Source organism: Paraburkholderia sp. RAU6.4a (assembly GCF_050435625.1).
Lineage (GTDB): Bacteria > Pseudomonadota > Gammaproteobacteria > Burkholderiales > Burkholderiaceae > Paraburkholderia > Paraburkholderia tuberum.
Genome location: NZ_JBNDKQ010000002.1, coordinates 2,964,838 through 2,979,017, shown reverse-complemented (window position 1 = coordinate 2,979,017; position 14,180 = coordinate 2,964,838). Strand labels below are relative to the sequence as shown.

Genomic DNA, 14,180 nt, shown 5'->3' with positions numbered 1-14,180 from the left:
CAGGCCGATGCAGACAGCGGCTCGGCACAGCAGGCCCGGCGCGGCGAACAGGCGCCTTTGCTATACTCCGCGAATGATAGCGAAAATCAATGGCGACAGGGCACTCACGCTTGCTCGCGACGTACTCGACATCGAAGCGGACGCCGTGCGCGCGCTTCGCGACCAGCTCGACGGCAGTTTCGTCGGCGCGGTCGATTTCATCCTGGGTTGCCGTGGACGCGTGGTCGTCTCCGGCATCGGTAAATCCGGCCACGTGGCCCGCAAACTCGCGGCCACGCTGGCAAGCACCGGCACACCCGCGTTCTTCGTGCATCCGGCGGAAGCAAGCCACGGCGACCTCGGCATGGTCACCGCCGACGACGTATTTCTCGCGCTGTCCAATTCGGGCGAAACCGAGGAGCTGATGGCGATCCTGCCGCTCATCAAGCGGATCGGCGCGAAGCTGATCGCGATGACGGGCCGTCCTGGCTCAAGCCTCGCGCAACTCGCGGATGTGCATCTGAATTCCGGCGTCGCGAAGGAAGCCTGTCCGATGAATCTCGCGCCCACCGCCAGCACCACCGCCGCGCTCGCGCTCGGCGATGCGCTCGCGGTCGCGGTGCTCGACGCGCGCGGCTTCGGCCGCGACGACTTCGCGCGCTCGCATCCGGGCGGCGCGCTCGGCCGACGCCTGCTCACCTACGTGCGCGACGTCATGCGCACCGGCGACCAGTTGCCGCAGGTCACCCCCGAGGCAACCGTCAGCGATGCCCTCTTCCAGCTGACCGCGAAGCGCATGGGCATGACCTCGGTCGTCGACCGCGAGGGCCGTGTGACGGGCATCTTCACCGACGGCGACCTGCGCCGCGTGCTCGAACGCGACGGCGATTTCCGCCACCTGCCGATCGCCTCGGTGATGACCGCGGGCCCGCGCACGATCGGGCCGGATCATCTCGCGGTCGAAGCCGTGGAACTGATGGAGCGCTATCGTATCAATCAGATGCTGGTCGTCGACGAAACGGGCAAGCTGATCGGCGCGCTCAACATGCACGACCTGTTTTCGAAGAAGGTGATCTGATGGCCGTTGCTCCCCCTACCGCTACCGAACGCGCAAGCCGCGTGAAGCTGATGATTTTCGACGTCGACGGCGTACTGACCGACGGCGGCCTGCTGTTCACGGCGGAAGGCGACACGATGAAAGGCTTCAACTCGATGGACGGCCACGGCATGATGCTGCTGCGCCAGGCCGGCATCGAAACGGCGCTCATCACCGGGCGCAAGTCCGGCATCGTGGCCGCGCGGGCGAAAGAAATGAACATCGCGCATGTCTACCAGGGCGTGCAGGACAAGCCACAGGCGTTCGCCGACCTGCTGCGGCAAACCGGCCTCACCGCCGAGGACTGTGGCTACATGGGCGACGACTGGGTCGATCTCGCGGTGATGCTGCGCGTCGGCTTCGCGGCCGCGCCGGCCAATTCGCATCCCGAAGTGATCGCGCGCGCCCACTGGGTCAGCGAGGCGCGCGGCGGTTACGGCGCGGCGCGCGAAGTGTGCGACACGCTGCTGCGTGCCCAGCACAAATATGAAGCACTGCTCGCGGCGGCGTGCAGCGGCGAGCAACGGGGCCTCGTGGGATGAACCAGTTTCGCCTGACTTCGCTGATCCCGCTCATCGCGATGGCGGCGCTCGCCGGCATCACGTGGTGGCTGCTGCAAGCCACGTTGCCGCGCAAGACCGACGACGAGGTGCGCCCGAAGGAACACACGCCGGACTACTTCGCCGACAACTTTTCGGTGTCCGAGCTCGACCAGTCAGGCGCGACGCAGTACCGGCTGACCGCGCAGTCGCTGGTCCATTACGAGGACGACGAAATGAGCGACCTCGTCAAGCCGGCGATGCGTGCGTTCCAGCCCGGCAAGCCGATCGTCACCGCGACCGGCGACACGGGCACGGTCAACGCGGATGCGTCGATCGTCAATCTGTACCAGAACGCGCGCATCCTGCGCGCGCCCGGCGGCGGCGATCCGCAGATGCAGGCCGATTCCGAGCATTTCAGGGTCCTCGTCAACGACGATGTGATCGAGACTGAAAAGCCAGTTAAACTTCAGCGCGGCATGTCCGTGATGACTGCCAGCGGCATGAAATACAACAATGTCACCCGGTTTATGCAACTGTTCGGCAATGTAAGAGGCGCAATCGCCGCGTCCGATTCCGGCCACTAAGCCAACGCATACCGGGTAATCCATTCCAGGCGTGACTGCATGAACGAATCGCACCCCCGTTTTGATACCGGCCGTTCGCGCGCGCTGTCCGCGTGCCGCGCCGCACTTGCTGCGCTCGTCGTCGCGCTGCCGCTCGTCGGCTTCGCGCCGCTTGCGCACGCGGACCGCGCCGACAAAGACAAGCCGCTGAACATCGAAGCGGACAACATGACTTACGACGACCTGCGGCAGGTCAGCATCTTCACCGGCCACGTGGTGGCCACCAAAGGGACGATCCTGATCAAGGCCGATCGCGTCGAAGTGTCGCAAGACCCGCAGGGCTACCAATTCGCGACCGGCACCTCGAGCGGCGGCAATCTGTCGTATTTCCGCCAGAAGCGCGAAGGGCTCGACGAATACATCGAGGGTACGGCGATCCGTATCGACTACGACGGCAAGCAGGATCTGACCACGCTGACCACCAACGCGACGGTGCGCCGCCTGCAGAGCATGACGACGCTGCTCGACCAGGTGCACGGTAGCGTGATCACCTACGACGGCCAGAACGACTTCTACACCGCGAAGTCAGGCAAGGACGTCGCAGGTCCGGGCAACCCGACCGGCCGCGTGCGCGCGATGCTGTCGCCGCGCAACGCCGGCGCCGCGCCGCTGACCGGCGCGTCGGCCACGCTCACGCCGTCCAACTCGATCCAGGGAGCGCCGAACCAGTGAGCACCATGAGCAGCACCATCGCGCCCCTCCCCCATCGGAAGCCGGCCGGCACCAGCAGTTCGCTGGTCGTGCGCAATCTGAAGAAGCGCTATGGCTCGCGCACGGTCGTCAAGGACGTGTCGCTCGACGTGAAGAGCGGCGAAGTGGTCGGCCTGCTCGGCCCGAACGGCGCCGGCAAGACCACGTCGTTCTACATGATCGTCGGCCTCGTGCCGCTCGATGCCGGCGAAATCGATCTGGACGGCAAGTCGATCAGCCTGCTGCCCATTCACAAACGCGCATCGCTCGGCCTGTCATATCTGCCGCAGGAAGCGTCGGTGTTCCGTAAGTTGAGCGTCGAGCAGAATATTCGCGCGGTGCTGGAATTGCAGCACGACGAAAACGGCAAGCGCCTCGGCAAAGACGTGATCACGTCACGCACCGAAGCGCTGCTCGACGAGCTTCAGATCGCGCATCTGCGTGAAAATCCGGCGCTGTCGCTGTCGGGCGGCGAGCGTCGTCGGGTTGAAATTGCGCGCGCGCTGGCAACCAATCCGAGCTTCATTCTGCTCGACGAACCGTTCGCCGGCGTCGACCCGATCGCGGTGCTGGAAATCCAGAAAATCGTCAAGTTCTTGAAGCAGCGCAATATCGGCGTCCTGATCACCGACCACAACGTGCGCGAAACGCTAGGTATCTGCGATCACGCGTACATCATCAGCGACGGCAGCGTGCTGGCCGCCGGCGCGCCTAGCGACATCATCGAAAACGAAAGCGTGCGGCGCGTCTATCTGGGCGAGCACTTCCGCATGTAAGCACGTACGGCGTCCCCGGCCACGCAAGCGCGCGCGGCCGGCCCGCGGCGCCATTTTTTGCGGCACCCGCACATTCGTTGTCTGGCGGCGCAGGGTGGCGCCGCGCGGCGCGCCAAATCGGGCGTACCCAAAAATTGCGAGTGCCGCAAGGTATCGCGGTCGTGGCAAACTCTCTACAATGAATCTCAACTTGCCATGAAAGCCAGCCTCCAACTCCGCCTATCGCAGCATCTTGCGCTCACGCCGCAACTGCAACAGTCCATCCGGCTGCTTCAGTTGTCGACGCTCGAACTGCAGCAGGAAGTCGCCATGGCGATCTCGCAGAATCCTCTCCTCGAAAACGAAGACGAGTGGATCGCGAGCCCGTTGCGGGTGGCATCCGACGGTTCCGTGATCGCCCAGACACCGGGCTCCTCGACGCCGGCCGATCCGATGGCCGGCAACGGTTCGGCATCGTCCGAGGGCAACGGCGAGCGAGCCGAAAGCGGCGAGCCGCAGGGTGTCGACGAATACAATGGCCTTTCGGGCGACGGCGGCGGCGATACTTCGCAGTGGAACCTGGACGACTACGGCCGCTCCGGCAACGCGTCGGACGACGACGACCTGCCCCCGCTGCAAATCCACGAATCGAGCACGTCGCTGCGCGACCACCTGATGACGCAACTGCGCGTCACCCAGGCGAGCCAGCGCGACCGCGCGCTCATCACGTTCCTGATCGAATCGCTGGACGACGACGGCTATCTCGCCGCCACGCTCGAAGAAGTGCTGGCTGACCTGCCCGAAGAACTCGAAGTCGACGTCGACGAACTGAACGCCGCGCTTGCGCTGCTGCATAGCTTCGACCCATCGGGTGTCGGCGCGCGCTCCGCGTCCGAATGTCTGAAGCTGCAGTTGCTGCGGCTCGAGCCATCGCCCACGCGCACGCTTGCGCTAGACATTGTCAGCCATTACCTGGAACTGCTCGCCGCGCGCGATTTCACGCGGCTACGCAAGCACCTTAAGGCCAGCGACGACGATCTGCGCGACGCGCATGTGCTGATCCGCTCGCTCGAACCATTTCCGGGCGCGGCCTACGGCAAGGCCGAAGCGGACTACGTGGTGCCCGACATCATGGTGCGCAAAACGGCACAGGGCTGGCTGGCGGAGCTGAATCCCGAGGTAGTGCCGAAGCTGCGGATTAACCATCTATACGCGAATATTCTGCGCAATAACCGCGGCGATCCGGGCAGTGGTTCGTTGCGCCAGCAACTGCAGGAAGCACGCTGGCTGATCAAAAATATCCAGCAGCGTTTCGAGACGATCCTGCGGGTTGCGCAGGCAATTGTCGAGCGTCAAAAGAGCTTTTTTGTGCACGGCGAAATTGCCATGCGCCCCTTGGTTTTGCGGGAAATAGCTGATACGCTGGGCCTACACGAGTCGACTGTCTCGCGTGTGACAACCGGCAAATACATGCTGACCCCATTCGGGACGCTGGAATTCAAGTACTTTTTCGGCTCACACGTTTCGACGGACACCGGCGGCGCGGCCTCCTCCACGGCCATTCGCGCGCTGATCAAACAACTGATAGGAGCGGAAAACCCGAAATCGCCACTTTCAGACAGTCGCATAGCCGAACTGCTGGCGGAACAGGGCTTCGTGGTCGCACGGCGTACCGTTGCGAAATACCGTGAGGCGCTCAAAATCCCGGCAGTCAACCTGCGCAAGTCTCTGTAGCCCGCCGCGTTTTGCAGCGGGCATTTACCGGCCGCTCCGCACCTGGCGGACAGGCCGGCCGCTGCGACCTGCCAGATGTCCGTCACCGGGGGGCGACACAGGCAAGCCGTCAGATCGACCGGACCTTTGTCATTGTGCGGACCAAGCGGCCATTAGCTTGGAGAAGCACTATGAATCTCAAGATCAGTGGACACCACCTCGAAGTAACGCCTGCGTTGCGCGAATACGTGATCACCAAACTGGACAGGGTGCTAAGACATTTCGATCAGGTCATCGACGGCAGTGTGGTCCTCTCGGTCGACAACCATAAGGAAAAGGACAAGCGTCAAAAGGTGGAAATCAACCTCCATCTGAAGGGTAAGGATATCTTCGTCGAGAGTTGTGACAGCGATTTGTACGCTGCAATCGATTTGATGATCGACAAGCTCGACAGGCAGGTGATACGCCACAAGGATCGTCTGCAAGGCCATCAGCACGAAGCGATCAAGTATCAGCCGGCGCCGCAACTGGACGTGCCGCCGCAATAGGAGAAATTAGAGGAAATTCCTCAATTCCCTTGAACTCGTCGAGCCGCCCGCGACCGGGCGGTTTTTCGTTTCAGCGCCCCGGTTCCCGCTCACCGCCGGTGCGTCTCGCCGAGGCCGACCCGAACCATTCCCGCAGAGGTTTGCGCAGCGCGACACGTGCCGCGGCGCAAGCGCTGAAAAACCTGATATGCATAGATGGCGCGCCGCACCATCGGCCGTCACCCTGTTCTATAATGTTCCAGTTACCATCGGGGTCAAGCCAGCTCTGATGAAGTACGGCCGATCGAAATCTAACGCTTTCGCGATCGACTCTGAGCGTCCGTCTTCGCCAGCATCGAACGAATGGAACGTCACTCAACCGCCCCGGTGGGGAGAACTCAGGCCACGTTTTCGCCTGTCAAAATGAATCGTTTAGCCAAATTTCTTCCCCTCGAGAACGTCGTCATCGGACTATCGGTCACCAGCAAGAAACGCGTGTTCGAGCAAGCGGGCCTGATCTTCGAGAACCAGAACGGCATCGCCCGCAGTACCGTCACAGACAATCTTTTTGCGCGAGAACGACTCGGCTCGACCGGGCTCGGCGAAGGCGTCGCGATCCCGCATGGGCGGATCAAGGGCCTCAAGCAGCCGCTCGCCGCATTCGTCAGACTCGCCGAACCGATCCCCTTTGAAGCGCCGGACGGCCAGCCGGTCTCGCTGCTGATCTTCCTGCTCGTCCCCGAACAGGCCACTCAACAGCACCTCGAAATTCTCTCCGAGATCGCGCAATTGCTGTCCGATCGCGACGCCCGCGAGCGGCTGCACACTGAAGAAGAACGCGAATCGTTGCATCGCCTGCTTACTCAGTGGCAACCTTGATGCAACGGCGGCGGTAGTTCATACGCGCCCGCACACGCAGCAAAGACCGGCAAGCGGCTCACACTGGAGTCACTGACTCATGGATACGTCCAGCATCAACGCCCAAAGCATTTTCGACGACAACGCCGCCATGCTGAAGCTCAGCTGGCTCACGGGGCATGAAGGCTGGGAGCGCGGCTTTTCTTCGGAATCGGTCGCCAATGCCACGTCGAGCGCCGACCTCGTCGGCCACCTGAACCTGATCCACCCCAACCGGATCCAGGTGCTCGGCGACGCTGAAATCGACTACTACAAACGTCAGACCGACGAAGACCGCTCGCGCCACATGGCCGAGTTGATCGCGCTGGAGCCGCCGTTTCTCGTCGTCGCGGGCGGAGTCGCGGCGCCGCCGGAGCTGGTGCTGCGCTGCACGCGCTCGTCGACGCCGCTGTTCACGACGCCGACCTCGGCGGCCGCGGTGATCGATAGTCTGCGTCTTTACATGTCGCGCATTCTCGCGCCGCGCGCGACGCTGCACGGCGTGTTTCTCGACATCCTCGGCATGGGCGTGTTGCTGACCGGCGACTCGGGCCTCGGCAAGAGCGAGCTCGGCCTCGAACTGATCAGCCGAGGCCACGGTCTCGTCGCCGACGACGCTGTCGATTTCGTGCGCCTCGGCCCGGACTTCGTCGAAGGACGCTGTCCGCCGCTGCTGCAGAACCTGCTCGAAGTTCGCGGCCTCGGTCTGCTCGACATCAAGACGATCTTCGGCGAAACGGCGGTGCGCCGCAAAATGAAACTGAAGCTGATCGTGCAACTGGTGCGCCGCCCCGACGGCGAATTCCAGCGGCTGCCGCTGGAAAGCCAGACCGTCGACGTGCTCGGCCTACCGATCAGCAAGGTGACGATTCAAGTGGCCGCCGGCCGCAACCTCGCGGTGCTGGTCGAAGCGGCCGTGCGCAACACGATTCTGCAACTGCGCGGTATCGACACGCTGCGCGATTTCATGGATCGGCAACGTCTCGCCATGCAGGATCCCGATAGCCAGTTTCCCGGCAAGCTGATCTGAAGCCCGCCACAGCGCCATGAAGCGCCCGCAGAAGGCAGGCCGCGGGCACGCGCATGGAGGCCAGATGCTATGATGAAATCTACGCTTTCGACGACTCCATGCGCATAATCCTGATCACCGGTATCTCCGGCTCCGGCAAATCCGTTGCCCTGAACGCGCTCGAAGACGCGGGTTATTACTGCGTCGATAATCTGCCGCCGCGTTTCCTGCAGCAACTCGCCACCTACCTCGCCGCGGACGGCCAGGATCGTCTCGCGGTCGCGATCGACGCGCGCTCCGGTTCGTCGCTCGACGAAATGCCCGCGATGATCCGCGACCTCAAGCGCTCGCACGACGTGCGCGTGCTGTTCCTGAGCGCGAGCACGCAGTCGCTGATTCAACGCTTTTCCGAAACGCGTCGCCGCCATCCGCTGTCCGGCTCGCCCGCGCACGACGCGGACGTTGGCCTGCTCACGTCGCTCGCCGAAGCGATCGAACGCGAGCGCGAACTGGTCGCGGGACTTGCCGAATTCGGCCATCAGATCGACACGAGCAATCTGCGCGCGAACGTGCTGCGCGCATGGGTCAAGCGCTTCATCGAACAGGAGGACGCGGGGCTCGTGCTGATGTTCGAGTCGTTCGGCTTCAAGCGCGGCGTACCGCTCGACGCGGATTTCGTATTCGACGTACGCACGCTGCCGAACCCATACTACGATCATGAATTGAGGCCGCTCACCGGCCTCGACAAACCGGTCATGGATTTTCTCGATGCGCAGCCGGTCGTCCACGAGATGATCGACGACATCGAGAAGTATCTGTCCAAGTGGCTGCCGCATTTCCGCGACGACAATCGCAGCTACCTGACCGTCGCAATCGGTTGCACGGGCGGCCAGCACCGCTCGGTATTCATCGCGGAGACGCTTGCCGCGCGTCTCGCAACATCGGCGAATGTGATTGTGCGGCACCGCGATGCGCCGGTCGACGTCGGCGAATCATCGAAGCTGGTGGCTTAACCGGCCGCATCGCGCGGCCTTAACCCGAAGCGTTGCGCCATGTCCTCTACGCCTACTGTGTACGCCGATTTGCCGCTGTTTCCGCTGCATACGGTGCTATTTCCCGATGGCTTGCTGCCGCTCAAAATCTTCGAAGCGCGCTACCTCGACATGGCGCGCGACTGTCTGCGCGAAAAAACACCGTTCGGCGTTTGCATGCTGAAAAGCGGCGCGGAAGTCGCGCGCGAGGAAGAACCTTCGGTACCCGAAACGATCGGCTGTCTCGCCGAAATCGACGAGTGCGACGTCGATGCATTCGGCATGCTGCTGATTCGCGCGCGCGGCACGACGCGCTTTCGTCTGTTATCGCATCGCGTCGAAGCGAGCGGTCTGCTGGTCGGCATGGCCGAGCCGCTCGCCGATGATCTCCCGCTCGAGGGCAATGAGCTATTGGCCAAATTCGGCGCGTGCGCGGAAGTGCTCGAGCGGATCATCGCAACGATCCGCGAACGCGATCCGGACAGCCTACCGTTCGCCGAGCCGTTCCGGCTCGACGATCCGTCGTGGGTGTCGAACCGTCTCGCCGAGGTGCTGCCAATCGCGTTGCGCGCACGGCAAAAGCTGATGGAATTAACCGATGCCGGCGCGCGCATCGACGTCGTGCATCACTACATGCAACAGCATCAGTTGCTGTGAAATCCTGAAGTCGTGAAGGCTGCCGCGCCGGACCCAAGTCGCCCGCACAGCACCTCCGATCCATTCCGCTAGAGCAACGAACCATGCAGACTGGCGAGCAGCTTGCGCACCGGCGCCGGCACGCCGAATGAATCCAGATCGCTGAGCGCAACCCATGCGGTGTCCGCATCGTTGAGCGCGGCCAGGGCGCCGACACCGCGATCGAACTCCGCAAGCCGCGGTTCGATATCGAGCTTGAAATGCGTGAATACGTGTGAGAACGACGCGAGCGGGGACACTTCGCCGTCGCCGCCGAACGCGCGCGCCCGCTCGGCCAGCGATGCTTCGTCGGCAGCTTCGGGCAGACTCCACAGACCACCCCAGATGCCCGACGGCGGACGCCGCTCGAGCATCACCGCATTGCCGTCGCGCAGCACCAGCATCCACGTACGGCGTGTCGGCACCGCTTTCTTCGGGCGCGCGGTCGGCAATTCACGTTGACGTCCGGTGACGTTGGCAACGCAGTCCGGCGCGAACGGACAGCGTGTGCAATCGGGTTTGCCGCGCACGCACAATGTCGCGCCGAGATCCATCAAGCCCTGCGTGTACCCGCTGACCTCCGCGTTCGACGCATTCGACGGCAGCAGTGATTCCGCGAGCGTCCACATTGCGTTCTCGACTTTCTTCTCGCCCGGAAAGCCTTCGACGCCGAATACGCGCGCGAGCACGCGCTTCACGTTGCCGTCGAGAATCGTCGCGCGCGCGCCGAACGCGAACGACGCGATCGCCGCGGCCGTCGAGCGGCCAATGCCGGGCAACTCGGCGAGCTCATCGACCGACGCGGGAAACGCGCCGCCATGCTGCTCGACGACGACCTGCGCGCAGCGATGCAGATTGCGCGCGCGCGTGTAGTAGCCGAGGCCGGCCCACAGCGCCATCACGTCATCGGACGGCGCGGCGGCGAGCGCGGCGACATCCGGGAAACGCGCGAGAAATTTCGCGTAGTACGGAATCACCGTCGACACCTGGGTCTGCTGCAGCATGATCTCGGACAGCCAGATGCGATACGGATCGCGCGTGTTCTGCCACGGCAGATCGTGGCGGCCGTGCTGGCGCTGCCACGCGATCAGCCGCGCGGAAAACTCGGGCATCGGCGCAAACGCGGGCGTGGTGTCGGACGCGCTGGAGCGCGCGCCGGTCGTTGGGGTCAGGCGGGAAGGCATCGAGAATCTAGCGCTGGCAAGTGGGACAGAAGTACGTGGAGCGTTGCCCCTGCACGATCTGTTTGATTGGCGTTCCACACACGCGGCATGGCAGGCCCGCGCGATCATAGACGAAGTAGTCGAGCTGAAAATAGCCGCTTTCGCCGTCGCTGCCGACGAAATCGCGCAGCGTGCTGCCGCCCTTGTCGATCGCGGCGGCGAGCGTCACGCGCACGGCATCGGCCAGCAGTTCATAACGCACGAGCGACACGCGGCCCGCCGCGGTGGTCGGCCGGATGCCCGCGCGAAACAGACTCTCCGACGCGTAGATATTGCCCACGCCGACCACGATGTCCCCCGCCAGCAGCGCCTGCTTCACCGACACCTTGCGCCCGCGCGTCAACCGATGCATCAGCGCGCCCGAAAAAGCCGGCGAGAAAGGCTCGACGCCAAGGCTCGCGAGCAGCGGATGTTCGAGGATGTCGCCTGCTTCGCGCGGATGCCATAGCACCGCGCCGAAGCGGCGGGGATCACGATAGCGCAGGATAAAGTCGTCGAAGATCCAGTCGACATGATCGTGCTTCGCCGCGGCAGGCGGATGCGGCACATGACGCAGAACGCGCAACGTGCCCGTCATGCCGAGGTGGACGATGAACCACCCAGCGTCGATTTCGAACAGCAAATACTTGCCACGTCGCTCGACTTTGCGCACCACGTGGCCGCGCAAGGTTTTCGCAAGGTCGGCCGGAATTGGCCAGCGCAGCGCGGCCGTCCGCACGTCGACGCGCTCAACCTTGCGCCCGGACACATACGGTTCGATCCCCCGTCGGGTAACCTCGACTTCTGGCAACTCTGGCATGGCTGATTGGTCTGCTACTTGCGTGAGTGGTTGTGCGCGTATTGTAGCGAGCGCGTTACAATCGACTGAAACATTGAACGGATTTCCATGAACGTGTCCTTCGTGAAGCTGCTATCAAAGCGCCGCGCGCGCGTGTCCAAGGTGCCGCTCGCCGTGTCCGCTCGCCGGATGCTCGGTGCGGCCGCGCTCGGATTGTGGGCGCTGGCCGCCGTGCCCGCGCATGCGCAGGACCCGTCGCCGGATTCCGACGACACGTCGGTCACGATGCCGGACCCGCTGGGTCCGGCATCACCTGAAGACGAAAAGTCGCTGCCCGGCGTACCGCTGTCGAGCCAGATCGTCTTCCAGGTGCTGGCCGCCGAGATCGCGCTGCAGCGCGACCAGCCGGCACCGGCCTATCAGACCTACCTCGCGCTCGCGCGCGACACTCACGACCCGCGCATGGCGCAACGCGCCACCGAAATAGCGCTGGCGGCGCAGAGCCCGTCGGACGCGCTCGCCGCCGCGCAACTGTGGCAACAGTACGCGCCGAGTTCGGAACGCGCCGCCCAGCTCGACGCGTCGCTGCTCGTGCTGTCTGGCAAGCCCGACGATGCGTCGCCGATCCTGTCGCAAGAACTGGCGAAGGTACCCGAGGAAAATCGCGGCAGCGCGATCCTCGCGCTGCAACTGCTGTTGTCGCGCGGCCCGAACCGCGTCGGTGGCCTGCACGTGTTGCAGGACCTGCTGAAGAACGACATGAACCGGCCGGAGGCGCAATTGGCCCTCGCGCGTCAGCAGCTGCTGGCCGACGACGCGCCGGGCGCGCACAAGTCGCTCGAGCAGGCGCTCACGATCAAGCCCGACTATCTGCCGGCGGCGTTGATGCTGTCGCAAATGGGTCCGGAGGAGCGCAAGGAAGGCATCGCGTCGCTCGAAAAGTACGTGCAGCAGAATCCGAAATCGCATGACGCACGGCTCGCGCTGGCGCAGATGTATCTTGCCAGTGACCGTCTCGACGACGCGCAGAAGCAGTTCGAGCTCATGCGCAAGGCAAACCCCAACGACTTGACACCGTTGATGGCGCTCGCGCTGATCAAGATCCAGCAGAAGAATCTCCCCGAAGCGCAGACGTATCTGGTGCAGTACGCGCAGCAGGCCGAGAAGATGCCGGGTGCCGATGCGGGCCAGGCCTACATCTACCTCGCGCAGCTAGCGCTCGAACAGAAGAATGAGGCGGCCGCGAGCGACTGGCTGAACAAGATCTCGCCAGCGAGTCAACAATACCTGGCCGCGCAGATTACCGGCGCGCAACTGCTCGCGAAACAGGGCAAGACCGAGGAGGCGCGCCAGTTGCTCTCCAACTTGCAGACCTCCGATCCGCGTGATGTGGCGCTGATCGCGCGCACCGATGCGGCGATCCTGTTCGACGCGAAGCGCTACCCGGAGGCCGAAGCGCGTCTGCAGCAAGCCACGGCGAACTTTCCCGACGACCCCGACCTCACCTACGACTACGCGATGGCCGCCGAGAAAACCGGCCATTACGACATCATGGAAGCGCAGCTGCGCAAGCTGATCCAGACGCAACCGGACAATCCGCAGGCGTATAACGCGCTCGGCTATTCGCTCGCAGATCGCAACCAGCGCCTGCCAGAGGCGGACAAGCTGGTCGAGAAGGCCTCGGCGCTCGCACCGAACGATGCGTTCATCATGGACAGCGTCGGCTGGGTCAAGTACCGGATGGGTGACACGGCCGATGCGATCAAGCTGCTGCGCAAGGCATACAGCCTCCAGCCGAACGCGGAAATCGGCGCGCACCTCGGCGAAGTGCTGTGGAAGGCCGGCGAGCAGGAACAGGCGCGCGCCGCGTTTCGCGAGGCTCGCAAGCTCGAACCCGACAACGAGACTCTCGTCAAAACGTTGCAACGTCTTCAGGTAAACAATCTTTGATGCGTCTTTCCCGTTTGATTTCTTTTTCCAAGGCGCCTCGCGGCAGCGCGGTTGGTTTCGCGGCGGCGGCGGTTGTCGCGCTGGCCGGCTGCGCGTCGGTGAAGCCGCAGGGGCCGTCCACGTCGAACGCCGCCACCGAAGTCACCGCGCAGACGAGCCGCTCGTATCAGGGCCGCTTCGCGATCCAATACAACGATCAGAACGGCCAGCAGCGCAACGCTTACGGCAATTTCTCGTGGCAGGAAACGGGCGACACCGTCACGCTGCAGTTGCGCAATCCGCTTGGCCAGACGCTGGCCATCGTGACTTCGTCGCCGGCTTCGGCCACGCTCGAATTGCCGAACCGCCAGCCGCTCACCGCCGATAACGTGTCGACGCTGATGCAGAACGCGCTCGGCTTCACGCTGCCGGTCGAAGGGTTGCGCTACTGGCTGCAACCGTCGCCGGCGCCGACTTCGCGCGCGAAGACCGAGAAGGATCCGGAGCAACCGTCGCGCCTGAAGCAGATCACCCAGGACGGCTGGACGATCGACTATGTGGCCTATGCCGATGCACCAGCCACCGGCGTGAAGCGCCTCAATCTGAGCCGCTCGGAGCCGCCACTCGACATCAAGCTCGTGCTGGATCAGTGAGTCGTTCTTGCTTGGCCTTTTGTCCCAGCATCCGCTCACGTAACCTTGCTACCCGTTTGG

General features: G+C 63.8%; 15 protein-coding genes. 13 read left to right on the top strand and 2 right to left on the bottom strand.

Annotated features, from left to right (window positions below; translation table 11 throughout):
• Positions 1 to 73 precede the first annotated feature (73 nt).
• The 11 genes from kdsD to OKW40_RS18560 all read left to right on the top strand — a co-directional run bounded on the left by kdsD (position 74) and on the right by OKW40_RS18560 (position 9,519).
• Positions 74 to 1,057, top strand: a complete 984-nt coding sequence (gene kdsD / locus OKW40_RS18610) for an arabinose 5-phosphate isomerase KdsD (protein ID WP_184062475.1) — start codon at positions 74 to 76, stop codon at positions 1,055 to 1,057.
• On the top strand, positions 1,057 to 1,617 hold the full coding sequence (locus OKW40_RS18605) for a KdsC family phosphatase (RefSeq protein WP_429490917.1): 561 nt from the start codon (positions 1,057 to 1,059) through the stop codon (positions 1,615 to 1,617). The genes kdsD and OKW40_RS18605 overlap by 1 nt, the downstream gene beginning before the upstream one ends.
• Complete coding sequence (gene lptC, locus OKW40_RS18600) at positions 1,614 to 2,201, top strand: LPS export ABC transporter periplasmic protein LptC (RefSeq protein WP_018419357.1); 588 nt, start codon at positions 1,614 to 1,616, stop codon at positions 2,199 to 2,201. The genes OKW40_RS18605 and lptC overlap by 4 nt, the downstream gene beginning before the upstream one ends.
• A gap of 39 nt (positions 2,202 to 2,240) precedes the next feature.
• Positions 2,241 to 2,912: a lipopolysaccharide transport periplasmic protein LptA gene (gene lptA, locus OKW40_RS18595; RefSeq protein ID WP_184062477.1), complete on the top strand. Its 672-nt coding sequence runs from the start codon at positions 2,241 to 2,243 to the stop codon at positions 2,910 to 2,912.
• Positions 2,913 to 2,929: 17 nt separating this feature from the next.
• Complete coding sequence (lptB, locus tag OKW40_RS18590; RefSeq protein WP_090805577.1) at positions 2,930 to 3,706, top strand: LPS export ABC transporter ATP-binding protein; 777 nt, start codon at positions 2,930 to 2,932, stop codon at positions 3,704 to 3,706.
• Positions 3,707 to 3,901: 195 nt separating this feature from the next.
• The gene (locus tag OKW40_RS18585; protein WP_184062763.1) at positions 3,902 to 5,419 is read left to right on the top strand and encodes an RNA polymerase factor sigma-54; all 1,518 of its coding nucleotides are present in this window, start codon (positions 3,902 to 3,904) and stop codon (positions 5,417 to 5,419) included.
• A gap of 170 nt (positions 5,420 to 5,589) precedes the next feature.
• On the top strand, positions 5,590 to 5,946 hold the full coding sequence (gene hpf / locus OKW40_RS18580) for a ribosome hibernation-promoting factor, HPF/YfiA family (protein WP_027199628.1): 357 nt from the start codon (positions 5,590 to 5,592) through the stop codon (positions 5,944 to 5,946).
• A 342-nt stretch (positions 5,947 to 6,288) separates the two neighbouring features.
• Complete coding sequence (locus tag OKW40_RS18575) at positions 6,289 to 6,804, top strand: PTS sugar transporter subunit IIA (protein WP_184026940.1); 516 nt, start codon at positions 6,289 to 6,291, stop codon at positions 6,802 to 6,804.
• A gap of 79 nt (positions 6,805 to 6,883) precedes the next feature.
• Complete coding sequence (gene hprK, locus OKW40_RS18570; RefSeq protein WP_008921706.1) at positions 6,884 to 7,852, top strand: HPr(Ser) kinase/phosphatase; 969 nt, start codon at positions 6,884 to 6,886, stop codon at positions 7,850 to 7,852.
• A 98-nt stretch (positions 7,853 to 7,950) separates the two neighbouring features.
• Positions 7,951 to 8,844: an RNase adapter RapZ gene (rapZ, locus tag OKW40_RS18565; protein WP_041734268.1), complete on the top strand. Its 894-nt coding sequence runs from the start codon at positions 7,951 to 7,953 to the stop codon at positions 8,842 to 8,844.
• A 39-nt stretch (positions 8,845 to 8,883) separates the two neighbouring features.
• Positions 8,884 to 9,519 (top strand): LON peptidase substrate-binding domain-containing protein, encoded by a 636-nt coding sequence (locus OKW40_RS18560; protein WP_090802941.1) that lies wholly within the window; start codon positions 8,884 to 8,886, stop codon positions 9,517 to 9,519.
• Positions 9,520 to 9,587: 68 nt separating this feature from the next.
• Here OKW40_RS18560 and mutY read toward each other — a convergent pair whose 3' ends face one another.
• Both mutY and mutM read right to left on the bottom strand, forming a co-directional pair.
• Positions 9,588 to 10,721, bottom strand: coding sequence for an A/G-specific adenine glycosylase (gene mutY, locus OKW40_RS18555; RefSeq protein ID WP_429490915.1), 1,134 nt, complete (start codon positions 10,719 to 10,721; stop codon positions 9,588 to 9,590).
• A gap of 7 nt (positions 10,722 to 10,728) precedes the next feature.
• Positions 10,729 to 11,559 carry a bifunctional DNA-formamidopyrimidine glycosylase/DNA-(apurinic or apyrimidinic site) lyase gene (mutM, locus tag OKW40_RS18550; RefSeq protein WP_184026933.1) on the bottom strand — a complete coding sequence of 277 codons (831 nt, stop codon included), beginning with the start codon at positions 11,557 to 11,559 and terminating at the stop codon, positions 10,729 to 10,731.
• Positions 11,560 to 11,646: 87 nt separating this feature from the next.
• Between mutM and OKW40_RS18545 the strand changes: the two genes are divergently transcribed.
• Both OKW40_RS18545 and lolB read left to right on the top strand, forming a co-directional pair.
• Positions 11,647 to 13,488 carry a tetratricopeptide repeat protein gene (locus OKW40_RS18545; protein WP_429490913.1) on the top strand — a complete coding sequence of 614 codons (1,842 nt, stop codon included), beginning with the start codon at positions 11,647 to 11,649 and terminating at the stop codon, positions 13,486 to 13,488.
• Entirely contained in the window at positions 13,488 to 14,120 is a 633-nt protein-coding gene (gene lolB, locus OKW40_RS18540; RefSeq protein ID WP_429490911.1) for a lipoprotein insertase outer membrane protein LolB, read from the top strand. Before OKW40_RS18545 ends, lolB begins: the two co-directional genes overlap by 1 nt.
• Positions 14,121 to 14,180 lie beyond the last annotated feature (60 nt).